The organism is Gluconobacter sp. P5B12, assembly GCF_018812035.1.
GTDB lineage: Bacteria > Pseudomonadota > Alphaproteobacteria > Acetobacterales > Acetobacteraceae > Gluconobacter.
In genome coordinates this window covers 551222-567654 of sequence record NZ_JACRVV010000001.1, presented here as the reverse complement: position 1 = coordinate 567654, position 16433 = coordinate 551222, and the positions used below count along the sequence as shown (strand labels likewise).

Sequence of the window (16433 nt, the reverse complement as noted above, 5' to 3'; positions counted from 1 at the left end):
TGGAGGGGCTTTATCAGCCCAGCACGGAGAGGTCCGTCAACCGTCGATGTTCTTCCATCGCGAAACGATCGGTCATTCCGGCGATATAATTGGCCACCAGACGCCGACGTTCCATATCATCTGCGGCCTTGGCACGATCCTTGAGCGGGTCTGGCAGAAGGCCCGGCTCTTCTGAAAGGATCGTAAAGATTTCAGCCAGCGCGATCTTCGCTTTACGCGCCATGCGATTAACCCGCCAGTGGCGATACATGCGGGCATAAAGAAATTTGCGGATAGCCTTGTTCTTTTCCCGCATCTCGGGACTGAACGCCACAACCGCATGATCGGCATGGCGAATATCATCCGCGGACTGCGGATCACGAGCCTCAAGATTGCGGCGCGTCTGATCCGTCAAATCCGTCGCGAGGGCATTGATTACCACGCGGATTGTCTCATGACGGACACGCTGTGCCTGATCCATCGCTTCGCGACCCGTGCGACGCTCCATCTCACGCGACGCCCGAAGCGCATCACCCACCAGGGGAAGATCTTCAATGTCTTCGAATGTCAGAAGACCGGCTCTTAGCCCGTCATCCAGATCGTGGCCGTGATAGGCAATATCATCCGACATGGCTGCGACCTGTGCTTCGGCTGACGCGTAGCTGCTGAGATCAAGATGATGGCGCGCATCATATTCAGCCAGATACGGCGTTGGGCGCTTTACCGGGCCGTTGTGCTTCGCCAGCCCTTCCAGCGTTTCCCATGTCAGGTTCAGGCCATCGAAAGCGTGATAGCGCGTTTCAAGCGACGTCACGAGGCGAAGGGACTGCGTGTTATGATCGAAGCCACCCCAATCCTGCATGGCAAGGGCCAGAGCATCTTCTCCAGCATGACCAAACGGCGTGTGACCCATGTCATGGGCTAGCGCGAGCGCTTCTGTCAGATCCTCATTCAGGTCGAGGCTTCGGGCAATCGAACGGGCAATCTGAGCAACTTCCAGGGAATGGGTCAGACGAGTGCGAAAGAAGTCACCTTCATGATTGATAAACACCTGCGTCTTGTACTGAAGCGTCCGGAAGCCGGCGGAATGCAGGACGCGATCCCGGTCCCGCTGCCATGGAGAACGGACAGGGCTTTCTGTCTCCGGGTAGAGTCGGCCTCGCGCACCTTCTTCCTGAACCGCATAGATGGCAGGCATCAACACACTCCCCTGATGATCCTTAGGCGCGGAAAGCACTCTAATTGCTGGATCAAACGCGTCATTCTACGACAGGCTCCCTTCAGCGCAACTCTACCCCTTTGCCCCTGACCCCAGTCTGACCATATAATCAGGACCAGAACCGTCCTGCCTTTCAGCAGACCTCCAGAAACCGGGAACGAGCAATGTCCGAAACCCCTTCCTTCACCATGTCTGCCAGTGCGGCGGCACGGATCATGGAAATCATTTCCGCCCAGCCGGAACCCGAGGGGCTGGCTTTGCGCGTCGCTGTTCTGGCAGGAGGCTGCAATGGCTTCCAATACCAGTTCAAGCTGGATCGCACGAAGAACGATGATGACGTTCTGATCCAACGCGATGGCGCGACTGTCTATGTCGATGAAACCAGCCTCGATCTGCTTGAAGGCGCCGAGCTGGAATTCGTGGACAAGCTGATGGGGGCGCACTTCACGGTCACGAACCCCAACGCAGCCTCAGCCTGCGGCTGCGGTACAAGCTTCTCGCTGGCCTGATAGAATGTCCTTCACCTTCGCAAGCTGGAACATCAATTCCATCCGCGCCCGCTCGCATCTCGTTCAGGACTGGCTGGAGCGTCATCCGGAGTGCGACCTTCTCTGCCTTCAGGAAATCAAATGTGAGGACAGCCAGTTCCCGGCGGTTTTCAAGGACGCAGGCTATCACGTCGCCACGACAGGCCAGAAAGCTTATAACGGCGTAGCGTTCATTGGCCGCCGCCCATTTGACGTTACAACGCACACCCTGCCCGGCTTCGATGACCCCACGGCTCGTTATATTGAATGTGAGCTAGATGGTCTGACGATTGGTAACCTCTACCTTCCCAACGGAAACTCCGGTGGAGAAGACGGGTACAGCAAAAAACTCGCGTTCTTTGAGGCGCTGGCAGTTCGAGGAAAAGAATTTCTGGAGAGCGAAAAGTCATTCGCCTTCATCGGAGATTATAACGTCTGCCCCACAGATGAAGATCTCGCGCCCAAGGCTCTATCGCCTACTGATGCGCTGGTGCGACCGGAAACCCGCGCAGCCTTCCACCGCCTGCAATGGCTGGGTCTGACAGACGCTCTACGCGCTGTTCATCCTACTGGTCGTCACTACACATTCTGGGACTATCAGGCCGCCGCATTCCAACGGAACTCCGGCCTGCGCATTGACCACGCCCTGCTCTCCCCGCGCGTCACCGAACAGCTTGTTTCGTTCACGATCGACCGTGACGAGCGTTCGGCTGAAAAAGCTTCAGACCATGTTCCGGTGATTGTGACACTCCGCTAGATAAAAAAAGCCGTACCCTGAGGAGCGGCTTTTCCATTTCAACCCCGCGGCAGATATGGCGGCGGCCTGTGAGCTTGCACTCGGGCCAGATGGCCTGGCATCCACTGATAGCCATTTCCAACCCATTTCCACTGCCCCGGGACCCACTGCATGGTCCGTGCATGCGGCGGAATCCTTTCATTGGGAGGATGTGGCGGTGGGGGCGGCGTCTGGCGATACGGGCCCTGATAGGGAACGAACTGAGCTTGGGCCGTTCCGCTGATAGGTGGCAGAGCCATGGCTCCGACAAAAAGCGCCGACACGGCGAGCAAGCCCGACAGATGTTTCAACATAGCGTCTCACTCCTCTTACAAAAGGCGCTGCGTAGGAGTGCTACATTGCTGCCCTCACAAGGCAGTGATCAGGCGGAGTTGTGGCGGAAAAAAGATTCTCTGCTGCAATATGCAACAGCCGTTTCAATACTTTAGCCATGATGCCAGGCAGCGCCGGTGTAGAAAAACCGTCCCAGCCCGACCGTAAAAATCAGACACCCGTAAAGACTGTGCTCCAGACAGACCAGCTTCAATGACCGGTGCCGCCCGTAATCCCGGGCAAAGATCAGACCACCCAGCGTGGTCATGACAACAGCGATCCAGTTCAGGAAGATCACATGTGCAAACCCGAAGGCCAGAGCACTCGCAAGAACCGTTCGTTCTGTTGATCCGAAGACAACGCTGTAACGCCGAAAAAGAAATGCCCGGTACAGAACTTCCTGAGGCCAGACGGACAACAGAGGATACAACCCCATGATCATCAGCCAGAAAAATGGCTTTTGCCGTGGCAGGCTGAGAAAAGTGTCCGGCCACAGACACCATGCCAGCAACACAACAAGCGGCGCGAGAACCGCAAATCTTACGAGAATACCCCGCACCTCAAATGGAAACTGATGCGGTTCAGGCCGATCTTGCCGCATCCAGACAAATGCCAGCAAAGCAGCGATCCAGATCAGCCCGAACAAAAGCCCGGCTCGCCGCTCCATCAAAATCAGAAGAGGGCCACCTCCGTAAAGGGCCAGAAATTCCGTCCCTAAACGAAGTCGATTTAGGATAGAGGGACCATGAGAAGAGGACATACCGGGATCTTCCAAAAGACTCTGTCACACCTCACGATCTCACAGGATCCCTCCCCATGACAGCACAACCCAAAAACCGAAACCACGATGGCCGATCATGCAGACAGTGACTCTGCCTCCTACCAGTTCGCAGGAGAGGCCTTCTCGGGACGACTTGGCTGACCAATTTCCCGCAAGGGCATTCCCGCTTCGACCCGCTGCTCGATATCTTCCAACGAGCAGTCTTTGGTTTCTGGCACAAACACATAGCCAATCACGAAGAAAACCGCATTGAAGCCTGCCAGCAGCCAGAACACGCCATAGTCGTTAATCGCCCCCATGACAGACAGAAAGACGTTGCTGATCAGCCAGTTCGTGATCCAGTTGGCGAATGTGGAACAGGCGATTGCGAGAGTCCGTCCCTGCAGCGGCTGAATTTCCGTGCACATTGTCCAGGGAATGGGACCTTCCCCAAACGCATATCCAAGAATGAACAGGACAAGCAGACTGACAATAGCGATCTGTCCGAACATCCCGCCAACATGCAGGTAAAGCAGAGTTCCAAACACGCCGAGACTTAGAGAGGCCACGACAGTGCTGACAAGCAGCAAAGGGCGCCGCCCCCAACGGTCAATCAGAACAATAGCGGCAAACGTTGACACCATATTGGCCAGTCCAAGCAGCGTTGTGCACCAGACGGCAGCCGATGTGGAGAAACCCAGATGCTCCAGAATATGCGGTGCGTAGTACATCAGGATATTGATGCCCGCGAGTTGCTGAAAAATCTGTAAACCAATTCCTAGAGCAAAAGTCTTTCGGAACCCCGAAGAAGACTTCAGCAGAGCAAACCCGTTCCCCTCTGTTTTGCGCAGGTTTTCTTCAATGCGGTTGAGTTCTTCCGTCGCCCTTTTCTTGGAACCACGCACCTTCTGCAGAACCGTATGGGCTTCCTGTCGACGCCCACGCATGGCTAGCCAGCGCGGAGAATAGGGAACCTGTAAGGTTGCGAGAATGAAAACGACTGTTGGAACAGCCAGAATTCCGAGCATCCACCGCCAATGGCCGCCATAAGACAGCAGACTGTCTGATAGCAGTGCCAGCAGCATGCCTGCTGTAATGACAAGCTGATACATCGAGATCATCTTGCCGCGTCGGCTTTTTTCCGTGATTTCAGCGATGTAAAGCGGGGCCGAAAAAGAGGCAAAACCAACCCCCAGCCCCAGACAGACACGCCCTGCAATCATGACGGGGATGGAAGACGTCAGCGAACATAGGGCCGTGCCGAGCAGGAAGAGTAATCCTGCATAAAACATCGCTCCGCGGCGCCCTCGATGATGAGACAGCGGAATGGCGAGTAACGAGCCAGCCGCAGCTCCAAGCATCAGGGAAGAGACGATCCATTCCAGCGCGCGTTCGTTGGCCTGAAGGTCTGCCCCCATAAATTTCAGGGCCCCAGCAATGACACCGGTATCTAGCCCGAACATCAAACCGGCCAGGCCGGCTGCACCAGCAAAAAGAAAAGCATTTCGCCGCCCCTGTTGCACCCGACCCTGCACAGTGACGCCATCTCGTTCCGGAAGGGAGCTACTCACCGAAAAACCTTTCTTGATCGCTACAGATAGCTACAGAAACGGTCGTTCCATGGAAAAGTTTTCCATCAATGAAATCATATTCCACCCTTCTTCAGAGATACATTCCTTACACAAATACAGTTCAAAAACTCTACCAAATCAGGTTGGTTTGATACTGATAAAATTCTTGATTAGTGATTTTTATACCGACCCACCGCAATCTTATCTCCAATAAAAAGCCGACACTCCATCAGGAGCATCGGCTTTTCCGTTCCGAAAGCTGGAAGGCTTACTTTGTGACGGCAGGCTTCGGCTTTGGCAGATCCAGTGCCAGATGCAGTTCCTTCAGACGCGCTGGCTCAACCGGGGCCGGTGCTTCCATCATCAGGTCTTCGCCGCTCTGGTTCAGCGGGAAAAGAATGACTTCACGGATATTCGGCTCATCAGCCAGCAGCATCACGATACGGTCCACCCCCGGAGCAGCACCACCATGCGGCGGAGCGCCGTAGCGGAAGGCATTCAGCATGCCGCCAAAGCGCTCTTCCACAACTTCCGGGCCGTAGCCTGCGATCTCGAACGCGCGCAGCATGACTTCCGGCAGATGGTTCCGGATTGCGCCGGACGACAGTTCCACGCCGTTGCAGACGATGTCGTACTGATAGGCGTTGATCGTCAGCGGGTCCTGCGTGTTCAGCGCGTCCAGGCCACCCTGCGGCATGGAGAACGGGTTGTGGGAGAAGTCCACCTTACCCGTCTCTTCGTTGAGCTCGAACATCGGGAAGTCCACAACCCAGCAGAAGCGGAACGCGTTCTTCTCGATCAGGTCCAGCTCCGTTGCCACCTTGGTGCGGACAACGCCGGAGAACTTGGCAACTTCGTCACCCTTGCCCGCAGCAAAGAACACGGCATCGCCAGCCTTCAGGCCACAGATCTCACGGATGCTCTCGACGCGCTCAGCCTCAAGGTTTTTGGCAATCGGGCCCTTACCGCCTTCTGCCTCGAAAATGATGTAGCCCAGACCACCCGCACCGCTCTCACGGGCCCAGGTGTTCAGCTTGTCAAAGAAACCACGCGGACGATCACCCGCACCCGGTGCCGGGATCGCACGGATCTGACCGCCGGAAGCCGCAATCTTGGCGAACAGACCAAAACCGGAATCCCGGAAAGCATCTGTCACGTCCTTGATGATCAACGGGTTACGCAGATCCGGCTTGTCAGAGCCGTAATCGCGCATGGCGTCAGCATACGGAATGCGCGGGAATGCGCCGTCCGTGATCTTCCAGCCTTCCGGCGTGAACTCATTGAACACGCCAGCCAGAACCGGCTCCAGAACCGTAAAGACATCTTCCTGAGTGACGAAGGACATCTCGAAGTCGAGCTGATAAAACTCACCCGGGCTACGGTCGGCGCGTGAGGCTTCATCGCGGAAGCACGGAGCAATCTGGAAGTAGCGGTCGAAACCCGCCACCATCGCAAGCTGCTTGAACTGCTGGGGAGCCTGCGGAAGCGCGTAGAACTTGCCCGGATGCAGACGCGCCGGCACGAGGAAGTCACGAGCTCCTTCAGGGGAAGACGCCGTCAGGATAGGGGTCTGGAACTCGGTGAAGCCCTGCGCGATCATCCGCTGGCGCAGGCTGGTGATGACCCGGCTGCGCAGCAGGATGTTCTGATGCATCTTCTCGCGACGGAGATCGATGTAGCGGTACTTCAGGCGCAGTTCTTCAGGATAGTTTTCCTGACCGGCCACCTGAAATGGCAGAACAGCCGCGTTGGACCGCACTTCGAGTTCTTCTGCAAGAACTTCGATGTCACCCGTCGGCAGGTTCGGGTTCCGCCGGGAACCCTGACGGACCACAACCTTACCGGTGACGGTAATGACGCTCTCAACGCGAAGGCGCTCGGCCTTTTCCAGCAGGTCCGTGCCAGCCGGGATAACAACCTGGGTCACGCCATAATGGTCACGCAGATCGATGAACAGCAGGCCACCATGGTCGCGCTTGCTGTGCACCCAGCCGGACAGGCGGACGGTCTGTCCGGCGTCCTGTTCACGCAGGGCGCTACAGTCATGGGTGCGGTATGGATGCATGTCGGGCCTCTTCAACGTCCTGGCGGATAAGTGGGCGCAGGAAGCCGGGACGGCCCGCTCATGTCAAGCTTCGTGCGCGGTTCAGAGCTTTTCCTGCACAAAACCTTCGAAATCGACGGCGGCTCTGGCCATGTCGTACGCATGACCCGCGCCCGCCAGCGCAACGAGCTTTCCATCCTTAAGATAGGTCGCAAGGAAGCTGAAGCCCTTGATATCCCCTTCAAGGCTGACGTTATCGAAGCTCTCGCCCCAGCCAAGCAACTCAATTTTCTTTCCGAATTGCTGCGTCCAGAACCAGGGCGTTGGCAGATGGGTTGTTTCATGTCCCATTATGGCCAAGGCAGCGATACGCCCCTGCACCTGCGCATGGCGCCAATGCTCGATTCGCCGAGGTTTACCTTCATGCAGGATCGCAGACGCGTCACCTGCCGCATAAACACCGGGAGCAGCCCGCATCAGATGATCTACGACGATTGCTCCGTCATCATCCCGGTCCAGCCCCTGCACAAAGTCCGTTACGGGCGTTACTCCGATGCCAGCCAGAATGAAAGAGGCTGGCAGCTTCATACCGTCCTCCAGTTCCACCCCTTCCGCCTTTTTGTCTCCGTAGATTTTCACAACCTTCGCGTCAGAGACAAACGCCACGCCATTTTCTTCATGCAACTGCCGCAAACGCGTTCCGATCTCCCGACCAAAATGCTTTTCCATCGGCACATCGGTATCGGCGATAATCGTGACCCCTACTCCCCGCTGCCGCAGGCATGAGGCGACTTCCAGCCCAATGAAACCTGCTCCGATGATGGTCACTGCCTGGTCCGGGTCAACAACACGGGCAATGTCTTCCGCATCCTGTTCCCGGTGCAGCGTGAAGACGCGCTTCAAATCTGAGCCAGGGATATCCAGACGCTTTGAACGCGCACCCGTTGCGATCAAAACATGATTGCCAGTTAGGCTCGTTCCGTCTGACAATTCCGCTGTCTTCGAGGCTGGATCAAAGGTCAGAATTGTTGCGTGCTTCACACTGATGCGATGCTGCCCATAAAAAGTCTCGCTCCGCAGCGAGGGGGCATGGGCCTTTTCCGGCTCGCTCAGCAATACAGTCTTGCTCAATGCAGTCCGATCATACGGACGGTGTTTCTCTTCCGTCACCATCGTGATTTTTCCGGCGAACCCTCCCTGACGAAGTGTCACCGCAGCCATCACTCCCGCAGCACCTGCACCAAGGATCAGGACCGTTTCATCTTCCTGATGCGCCGACGGCATATCCCTTTTCGTAGGGTTGGTTCCGACCAGCACCCGCCCATCGACAATTTCCACGGGGTAACGCGGTAACGGCTCAAGAGCGAGCGGCTCTACAAGGCTGCCATCCACTGCATCGAAAACTGCCTTATGCCAAGGACAGACCAACACACTGCCTTTTTCAGTCTTGCAGAACGCGCCCTGCTCCATCGGCGCTTCTTTATGAGGGCACTTGCCACCCAGGGCATGCACCTCCTCGCCGTCCTTCACCAGAACAACCGAAGTGCCCTCCATGGAAAAAGAGGCAATCTGTCCCTCTTCCAGATCCTTGAAGGCCACTAGGTCGCGAAAATCATTGGTGCTCATCGGACAGCCCCTGAAAATAGTGGAAAATCTCGTTACAAAAACCAACGCAGTATAGGCACCCAGGTTGGCAGACAGCAAAAAACCCGCCGGACTAAGCCCGACGGGTTTTTGTGATGCGACGTCTATTTAGGCGTAACATTGTGCGCCTTTAGAACATGTCGTCGAAGCCACCACCGTCTCCGCCACCGCCGAAGTCTCCTCCAGCGCCGCCAAAATCGGAATCCGTGAAGCCGCCGCCAGCATCCGTTCCAGCGCCACCAAAGGGATCGGAACCAGCGTCACCATAGTTGTTGTTGATAATGGTTTCGCCACCACCGCCGAAAGCACCGGCATCACCACCACCGTGATGATCGCTGAACAGACCTTCAAGCGCATTCGCTGCCATCATGCCGCCAGCCACGCCGGCAGCCGTGGTGAGAGCGGAACCCAGAAAGCCTGACCCGCCGCGCTGGAACATGCCCGGCTGATATCCTGGCGGATAACCATACTGCTGCTGCGGCTGGAAGTTTGGCGGAGGCATGGCGCCGCCTTGCGCTCCCCAGCCCGGAGGCGGAGCAGAAGCCTGCTGGCGGTTGTTGTTGCCACCGCCGAACAGACCACCAAATAGCCCGCCACTTCCGGATGGACGGCTTTGCTGAGCCTGCTGGAGCTGCTGCTGCGCCTGCTGAAGCTGAAATTCCAGCTGGCGGATACGGTTCTGTGCCTGAGCAAGCGCTGCTTCCTGCACAACCGCCATCTGCGTCACGCGATAACGGGCTTCCGGATATTTCTGGAAGTTATCAGCAATGAAGCGATCAGCCTCAGGGTCGATCGGCGGAAGAGCTGGCATCTGCTGCTGGCTGAAGCCCCCCCCCTGCTGCGCACCACCAACACGGCCGATAAAGCGGGAAATGACTTCGCGTTCTTCGTTGTTCATCGTCTTTGATCCTTCCAGACGAAGAAGTTACGTTCTCCCCCATCATATGAGGCACCAGCGCTCAATCGACAAGGGATCGACCTGCAGCTCCATCACGCCTGCTACTAAATTAGACGTAACGCACCTGACTGCTTTCAAGGCTCACGACGACCTGCATATCATGCAGTCAAACACAGTGTCTGATCTTTAGTTTCATGCTTGGGCTACCCGGGCCTTTCCAGCCATTCCCGTATCATAGCGATTCGTCCATTTGACGAGGACATCCGCGATGTCACGGCCGCATCCAAGGCGATAGCAAGCCACGTCGAATCATGTGATGGCCGGAGCTTCGCCCTGAACGAAATTGCTGCAGATGTGTATTCGACCTTCTCCCCCCCCTTGCGGCTCAGACAGAAGACATACCCACGTGCTGAAAGTAACAGCCTGGATAAGCACCAGCTCTGGCGGTAAAGCGGCGTTTGATAAGGCTAGCAGCGAATTTTCAACGATCTAACAGTCCAATAACCCCGCTCACTTCCGGTTCTGGACCTCAGGCTGTAAGGTAACGGCCAATTTTGCCAACCGGAGCCTATTGAATTGTCTGCGACCCGGCCGCTCAGCTTTCAGGACCTGATCCTGCGCCTTCATCAATTCTGGTCTGAAAAGGGCTGCGCCATTTTGCAGCCCTATGACACAGAAGTCGGAGCCGGAACGCTCTCCCCTCATACGACCCTGCGCGCCCTGGGCTCGAAGCCATGGGCTGCGGCCTATGTGCAGCCCTGCCGGCGCCCGTCGGACGGTCGTTATGGCCAGAACCCGAACCGCCTCCAGCACTATTACCAGTATCAGGTCCTGCTGAAGCCAACACCGGAAGAGAGTCAAAACCTGCTTCTGGAGAGCTATCGCGCCATCGGGATCGATCCCGAAAAGCACGATATCCGATTCGTAGAAGACGACTGGGAAAATCCGACGATCGGCGCCTGGGGGCTGGGTTGGGAAGTCTGGTGTGACGGCATGGAAGTCACGCAGTTCACGTATTTCCAGCAGGTCGGCGGTATCCCGACCGTCATGCCCTCCACCGAACTGACTTACGGTCTGGAACGGCTGGCCATGTATGTTCAGGGCGTTGAGAACGTTTACGACTTGGATTTCAACGGCAAGGGCCTCAAGTACGGTGACGTCTTCCTGAGGGCCGAGCGTGACTATTCCCGTCACAACTTCGAACTGGCCGACACGCAGATGCTGCTCACGCATTTCAACAATGCGGAAAAAGAGTCCATCCGTTTGGCAGAAGCTGGCGTCGCACAGCCTGCGTTCGATCAGTGCCTGAAGGCTTCCCATTATTTCAATCTTCTGGATGCCCGCGGCGTGATTTCCGTCTCTGAACGCGCATCCTATATCGGACGCGTCCGGACGCTGGCGAAAGCCTCCTGTGAAGCGTGGCTTGCTGGCGAGGAGGAGACGTCCAATGGCTGAACTGTTGCTTGAACTGTTCTGCGAAGAAATCCCGGCAGGCATGCAGCCCAAGGCTGCGAGCGAACTCGGTGCCCTTCTGACCAAGGCTCTTGATGGCCTTAACCCGTCCGATGTTCAGACGTTTTACGGCACCCGCCGCATCGCGACCGTCCTGAACGTCGACGCCGAAATCCCGGCTCGTACCGTCTCCGAGCGTGGCCCCCGTGAAGGCGCGCCGGAAAAGGCTCTTGAAGGCTTTACCCGCAAGCATGGCGTCACAGTTGATGAACTGACGTTGGAAAACGGCTTCTGGGTTCTGAACAAGCAGCTTGATCCCGTGAGCGCGGAAAGCCGCGTGGCTGAAGTCGTGCCAGACCTTCTGTGGAAGTTCCCCTGGGCCAAGTCCATGCGCTGGGGTGCAGGCTCGAACTTCTCATGGGTGCGCCCGCTCCGTCGCATTACCTGCCTTCTTGACGGTAAGGTCGTTCCCTTCTCGCTCGCCCGCGATGGCGACGATGCCCACGGCCTGAAGTCCTCCAACCTGTCCGAAGGCCATCGCTTTCTGGCGCCCGGCGGGTTTGAAGTCCGTTCGGCGGATCATTGGCTGGAAGAGCTGGAAACACGCTCCGTCATCGTTGATGCGGACAAGCGCCGCGACATGATCCGTACCGGTGTTCACCGTCTGGCTGAACAGCAGGGCATCACGGTTGTGGAAGACGAAGGACTGGTCGATGAAGTCGCCGGTCTGGTCGAATATCCGGTTCCGCTTCTGGGCCGCATCGACGACGCATTCATGGACCTGCCCGCCGAAGTCATGCAGGTCTCGATGCGCATCAATCAGCGCTACTTTGCCCTGCGTAATGCAGATGGCAAGGCCGCGCCGTTCTTCGCTTTCGTCGCCAACCTGCCGTTCAAGGACGGCGGCAAGCTGACGATCGCTGGAAACGAGCGCGTTCTGCGTGCCCGTTTCGCCGATGCCCGTCACTTCTGGGATCTGGATCGCAAGACAAAGCTCTCGGACCGCGTGGCAGCCCTCGATGCCGTGACGTTCCATGCCAAACTGGGAACGCTGGGCGAGCGTGCCAAGCGGATTTCCGATCTTGCCGGAACTGTCGCTTCTGCCATGGGGCTAAGCGGAGAGCAGATCGAACAGGCAAAGCGCGCAGGTCTGCTGTCTAAAGCAGATCTGACGACCGGCATGGTCGGCGAATTCCCCGAGCTTCAGGGCGTCATGGGCGGCTATTACGCGGCGCATGATGGCGAAGGCGACGCCGTTTCGAAGGCTGTGGCCGAGCATTACATGCCACGCGGCCAGTCCGACGATACGGCAAAAGCTCCCGTTTCGGTTGCTGTGGCCCTTGCGGATCGTCTGGATCTGCTGGCTGGCTTCTTTGCCATTGGCGAGACACCCACCGGCTCGGGCGATCCGTACGGCCTGCGCCGCGCTGCACTGGGCGTGATCCGTACCATTCGTGACAACGGTCTGCGCTTGGATGTGACGGACCTCTTTGCCAAGGCGGCAAATGGTCGCACCGGCGGGGAACTCGCCAAACTGCCGGACTTCATGGCAGACCGTCTGCGCGTTCAACTTCGCAGCGAAGGCGAACGTCATGACGTTCTGGCCGCCACCCTGGCAGGCGGTTTGGATGGCGATCTTGTGCGTCTTCTGGCCCGCACTTCGGCGCTGTCTGACATGATCCAGACGGAAGACGGCAAAAACCTTCTCGCCGCAGCCAAGCGCGCCGCCAACATTCTGCGCATCGAAGACAAGAAGGACGGCCCTCACAAGGGAACACCGGATGCGTCTCTCTACGCACAGGATGAAGAGCGCGCTCTGGCAGATGGTCTAAACAGTGCCGTTCCTGCGATCGAGACGGCCCTGAAAAACGAGCGTTTCACCGATGCGATGCAGGCGATTGCAGCCCTGCGCCCGGCGCTGGACCGCTTCTTCGATGCTGTTACCGTCAACGCCCCGGAAGCCGACATTCGCGCCAACCGTCTGAAGCTTCTGGCGACTTTCCGCACGACCACAGCCCTGATCGCCGATTTCGGTCAGATCGAGGGCTGAACCTGATGGGAGCGTGGTGGTCCGGCCCAGTCGCCACGTTCCTCAACACGGACCCGGATCGTATTGGAGAGCGCCTCGCCCACGAAGCCGGGCGCAGGCGCTTCTCCAGTGAACCTCAACAACTCCGTGCCTGGGCCACCCAACTTGATCTTCTCCGCCCCACGCTGATTGCCCTGCCGCAAACGGCTGCTGGTAAATCCTGTTCGAATTCCCCATTCCCCGTCTGGGCGGCCGGATCGACACCGTCCTCATTTCCCCGGATGCAACGTTCGTTCTGGAATTCAAGGTTGGTGGGTCTCAATTCGACGCCGCGGCTCTCGCCCAGACCGAAGGTTACGCGCTGGACCTTCAGGACTTTCACGCAGGCAGCCGTCATCACCCGATCATCCCCATTCTAATTGCGACAGAAGCCGCACAACCCGCTCAAACATCGCCGCTCCTGTTAGGATCTGGCGTCACGCCAGTTCTGAAGTGCAATGCTACAAACCTGACGGAGCTTCTGTCGGATCTCGCGCGCCGGACATTGCACTCCGTAGCGCCCATGCGACCAGAGGACTGGGAAGAGGCCCCCTACAATCCCGTCCCAAGTATCGTTGAAGCGGCTCGCCTCATCTATTCCACGCACAGCGTTGCCGATATCCATACAGCGAGAGCAGACGCGACCAATCTGACCCTGACGTCAGACCGCATCACGGAACTCCTTGAAACCGCGCGAAAACAGCACCAGAAAACAATCATTTTTGTCTCGGGCATTCCTGGCGCCGGGAAAACGCTTTGCGGCCTCAAGGCTGCCTTCGGCACGGCGGAGCCCGATAACTCCGCCACTTTCCTCACGGGCAACCCAACGCTCGTCCATGTTCTGCGTGAAGCGCTGACCCGTGATGCCGTGGCACAGGGTCAGAAACGCGCAGCCGTAGAACAGCGCATGGAATCCACCATTCAGTCCCTGACCAAATTCCGGGATTACCATGTTGGGCGCACCTCAGAGTGCCCGCCAGAACGGATCATGGTCATCGACGAAGCCCAGCGTTCCTGGAACGCCGATCAGGCCATTCGCAAAAGCGCACAGCGGCCAGTTAAGCTAACGCAGTCTGAACCGGCGCATCTCCTCGACATCATGCACCGGCATGACGGATTTGCCGCCATCATCTGCCTTATCGGACAAGGGCAGGAAATTCATGACGGTGAAGGCGGAATGGCCTGCTGGGGAGACGCTTTGGCGAGCCGCCCTGAATGGCAGATCCACGCATCGCCGGATGTTGTCAGTTCTACCCCTGGCCTCACCACTCTGCCTCCGTCCTTACCGGTTCAAAAAGAACCCTCCCTCCACCTCACAGTGCCGGTTCGCTCCCTTCGGGACACTGCAACACCCCGATGGGTGAATGCCGTACTGGAAGGCAATGTCTCTCGCGCGCGCAATATAGCGGAGAACGCCAGTCTTCCATTCCGCCTGACACGAAGCCTGCCAGAGCTACGCAAAGCCCTGCGAGAACGAGCCCGCCTGACCTATCGCTGCGGCCTGATTGCCAGCTCTCAAGCCAAACGATTGCGTGCGGAAGGCCTCGGTGCAGAACTGGCTCACATGGACTCTAACGCGGTCGCTCAATGGTTTTTGAACCGCTGGGTTCCAGACAAAGACGTTCGGGCCTCTGATGCGCTGGAAACTGTTGCCACTCAATTTGCCATCCAGGGTCTGGAACTGGATTTTGTCGGCCTTTGCTGGGATGGAGATCTCATCCGTACAGGCTATCCAAAACGTTGGCAGCCCCGGCGCTTTAGCGGGACCACATGGCAGACCGTTAAGTCCTCGGAAAAAGCCCTTTGGTCCCTCAATACCTATCGCGTGCTGCTGACCCGTGCGCGCTATGAGACCGTCATCTGGGTGCCGGAAGGTAATCCCGATGATCCGACACGTTGCCCGGAAACACTGAATGGCATTGCTGACTTCCTACTAGCGTGTGGCATTGAACCCTTAAAAAAGTGCGGAAACTCTTCAAACAATCGACAGATGCCTTCTGGATGTATGAGGAAATAATCAGGCGACCCGCGTCTCCCAAACGTGACTGCCTTTAGCGCACAAGATCGGCCATATCTGAGTAACGTCATTCACGCTGCTCAGATGAAAGAGGCACTGCCATGCCCGGCCTTTCCGCCCCTCAGACGACCGAAGCCCTGGTTATTCATGAAAAGGGTGATCTGCGTTTAGAGACAGTAGCCGTTCCACCGCTTAAGGTGGGTCAGGTGCTGGTCCGTCCAGCCTGGGGGGGAATCTGCGGGTCGGACATGCATTACTTCCTGCATGGCGGTGCGGGAGCGTCCGTTCTGCGGGAGCCGATGATTCTTGGTCACGAGGTTTCCGGAGTTGTGGAAGCTGTCAGCCCGGACGAAACACGTTTCAAGATCGGCGACGCTGTCGCCATCCATCCGGCTCGCCCGTGTGGACACTGCCCCGAATGCGAGCGTGGGGCGAAGCACCTGTGCCGGAACATGCGCTTTTTTGGCAGTGCCGCGTTTCTTCCTCATACGGATGGCGGTTTCCGGCGCGAGATGGTCGTCGAAACATCCCAGCTTTATCCCTTGCCATCGGGGCTGGACGTGAAACGTGCCAGCCTTGCCGAGCCCTTCTCGGTCGCGCTCCATGCCATCTCTCGCGCTGGCGATGTTAAGGACAAACGCATCCTGGTTCAGGGGGCGGGTCCCATTGGCGCCCTGATTGTCGCGGGCCTTAAGGTCGCAGGAGCTTCAGAGATCGTGGCAACCGATCTTCAGGACTTTGCACTCGATGTTGCTCGTAAACTGGGCGCGACCACGACCGTCAACACCGGCCGTAACAGTCATGATGAAGAGTACGAAATCGTCTTTGAGGCCACCGGAGTCATACCCGCCCTACCAACCGCAATTGCCAAGACGCAGAAGGGCGGAATCCTCGTACAGGTCGGGATTTTCCCACCGGGCGACGTGCCTGCTCCCTTAGGGCAGATTATTGCGCGCGAAATCGACTATCGAGGGACATTCCGCTTCGATGAAGAGTTCGCAGAGGCACTGAAAATCCTTGCGGATAATCCATGGATTGCGGACGGTCTCATCACCCACAGCTTTCCGCTGGCTCAGTACAGAGACGCTTTCGACGCCTCGCTGGACCGCAAAAGCTCCTCCAAGGTTCTCCTGGAGCTCTAAGGGA

Annotated in this window: 14 protein-coding genes; 6 read left to right on the top strand and 8 right to left on the bottom strand. The window is 57.5% G+C overall.

Annotated features, from left to right (window positions below):
• Nucleotides 1-13: 13 nt before the first annotated feature.
• The gene (locus KP702_RS02580; RefSeq protein ID WP_215768458.1) at nucleotides 14-1177 is read right to left on the bottom strand and encodes a deoxyguanosinetriphosphate triphosphohydrolase; all 1164 of its coding nucleotides are present in this window, start codon (nucleotides 1175-1177) and stop codon (nucleotides 14-16) included.
• Nucleotides 1178-1362: 185 nt separating this feature from the next.
• Here KP702_RS02580 and KP702_RS02575 point away from each other — a divergent pair, with 185 nt between their 5' ends.
• Both KP702_RS02575 and KP702_RS02570 read left to right on the top strand, forming a co-directional pair.
• Nucleotides 1363-1707, top strand: a complete 345-nt coding sequence (locus KP702_RS02575; protein ID WP_215768457.1) for an iron-sulfur cluster assembly accessory protein — start codon at nucleotides 1363-1365, stop codon at nucleotides 1705-1707.
• A gap of 4 nt (nucleotides 1708-1711) precedes the next feature.
• Nucleotides 1712-2482, top strand: a complete 771-nt coding sequence (locus KP702_RS02570) for an exodeoxyribonuclease III (RefSeq protein WP_215768456.1) — start codon at nucleotides 1712-1714, stop codon at nucleotides 2480-2482.
• 38 nt (nucleotides 2483-2520) lie between these two features.
• On the opposite strand, the gene KP702_RS02565 is transcribed toward KP702_RS02570, so the two are convergent.
• The 6 genes from KP702_RS02565 to KP702_RS02540 form a co-directional block, all read right to left on the bottom strand.
• Nucleotides 2521-2814, bottom strand: a complete 294-nt coding sequence (locus KP702_RS02565) for a hypothetical protein (RefSeq protein ID WP_215748914.1) — start codon at nucleotides 2812-2814, stop codon at nucleotides 2521-2523.
• 131 nt (nucleotides 2815-2945) lie between these two features.
• Nucleotides 2946-3593, bottom strand: coding sequence for a CPBP family intramembrane glutamic endopeptidase (locus KP702_RS02560; RefSeq protein WP_215768455.1), 648 nt, complete (start codon nucleotides 3591-3593; stop codon nucleotides 2946-2948).
• A gap of 119 nt (nucleotides 3594-3712) precedes the next feature.
• Nucleotides 3713-5164: a sugar porter family MFS transporter gene (locus tag KP702_RS02555; RefSeq protein ID WP_202206527.1), complete on the bottom strand. Its 1452-nt coding sequence runs from the start codon at nucleotides 5162-5164 to the stop codon at nucleotides 3713-3715.
• 268 nt (nucleotides 5165-5432) lie between these two features.
• On the bottom strand, nucleotides 5433-7229 hold the full coding sequence (aspS, locus tag KP702_RS02550) for an aspartate--tRNA ligase (protein WP_215768454.1): 1797 nt from the start codon (nucleotides 7227-7229) through the stop codon (nucleotides 5433-5435).
• 81 nt (nucleotides 7230-7310) lie between these two features.
• Nucleotides 7311-8834: an FAD-dependent oxidoreductase gene (locus KP702_RS02545; RefSeq protein WP_215768453.1), complete on the bottom strand. Its 1524-nt coding sequence runs from the start codon at nucleotides 8832-8834 to the stop codon at nucleotides 7311-7313.
• 148 nt (nucleotides 8835-8982) lie between these two features.
• Complete coding sequence (locus KP702_RS02540) at nucleotides 8983-9750, bottom strand: DUF2076 domain-containing protein (RefSeq protein ID WP_202206524.1); 768 nt, start codon at nucleotides 9748-9750, stop codon at nucleotides 8983-8985.
• A gap of 576 nt (nucleotides 9751-10326) precedes the next feature.
• On the opposite strand from KP702_RS02540, the gene KP702_RS02535 reads away from it, so the two are divergent.
• A complete protein-coding gene (locus KP702_RS02535; protein WP_202206523.1) occupies nucleotides 10327-11205 on the top strand; it encodes a glycine--tRNA ligase subunit alpha in 879 nt (292 codons plus the stop codon).
• A complete protein-coding gene (gene glyS, locus KP702_RS02530) occupies nucleotides 11198-13252 on the top strand; it encodes a glycine--tRNA ligase subunit beta (protein WP_215768452.1) in 2055 nt (684 codons plus the stop codon). The genes KP702_RS02535 and glyS overlap by 8 nt, the downstream gene beginning before the upstream one ends.
• On the opposite strand, the gene KP702_RS16090 is transcribed toward glyS, so the two are convergent.
• Entirely contained in the window at nucleotides 13237-13434 is a 198-nt protein-coding gene (locus tag KP702_RS16090) for a hypothetical protein (protein ID WP_252348490.1), read from the bottom strand. The genes glyS and KP702_RS16090 overlap by 16 nt on opposite strands.
• A 359-nt stretch (nucleotides 13435-13793) precedes the next feature.
• On the opposite strand from KP702_RS16090, the gene KP702_RS02525 reads away from it, so the two are divergent.
• A complete protein-coding gene (locus tag KP702_RS02525) occupies nucleotides 13794-15287 on the top strand; it encodes a DUF2075 domain-containing protein (protein WP_252348489.1) in 1494 nt (497 codons plus the stop codon).
• Between the two features lie 101 nt (nucleotides 15288-15388).
• A complete protein-coding gene (locus tag KP702_RS02520) occupies nucleotides 15389-16429 on the top strand; it encodes an L-idonate 5-dehydrogenase (RefSeq protein ID WP_215768451.1) in 1041 nt (346 codons plus the stop codon).
• Nucleotides 16430-16433: the final 4 nt, after the last annotated feature.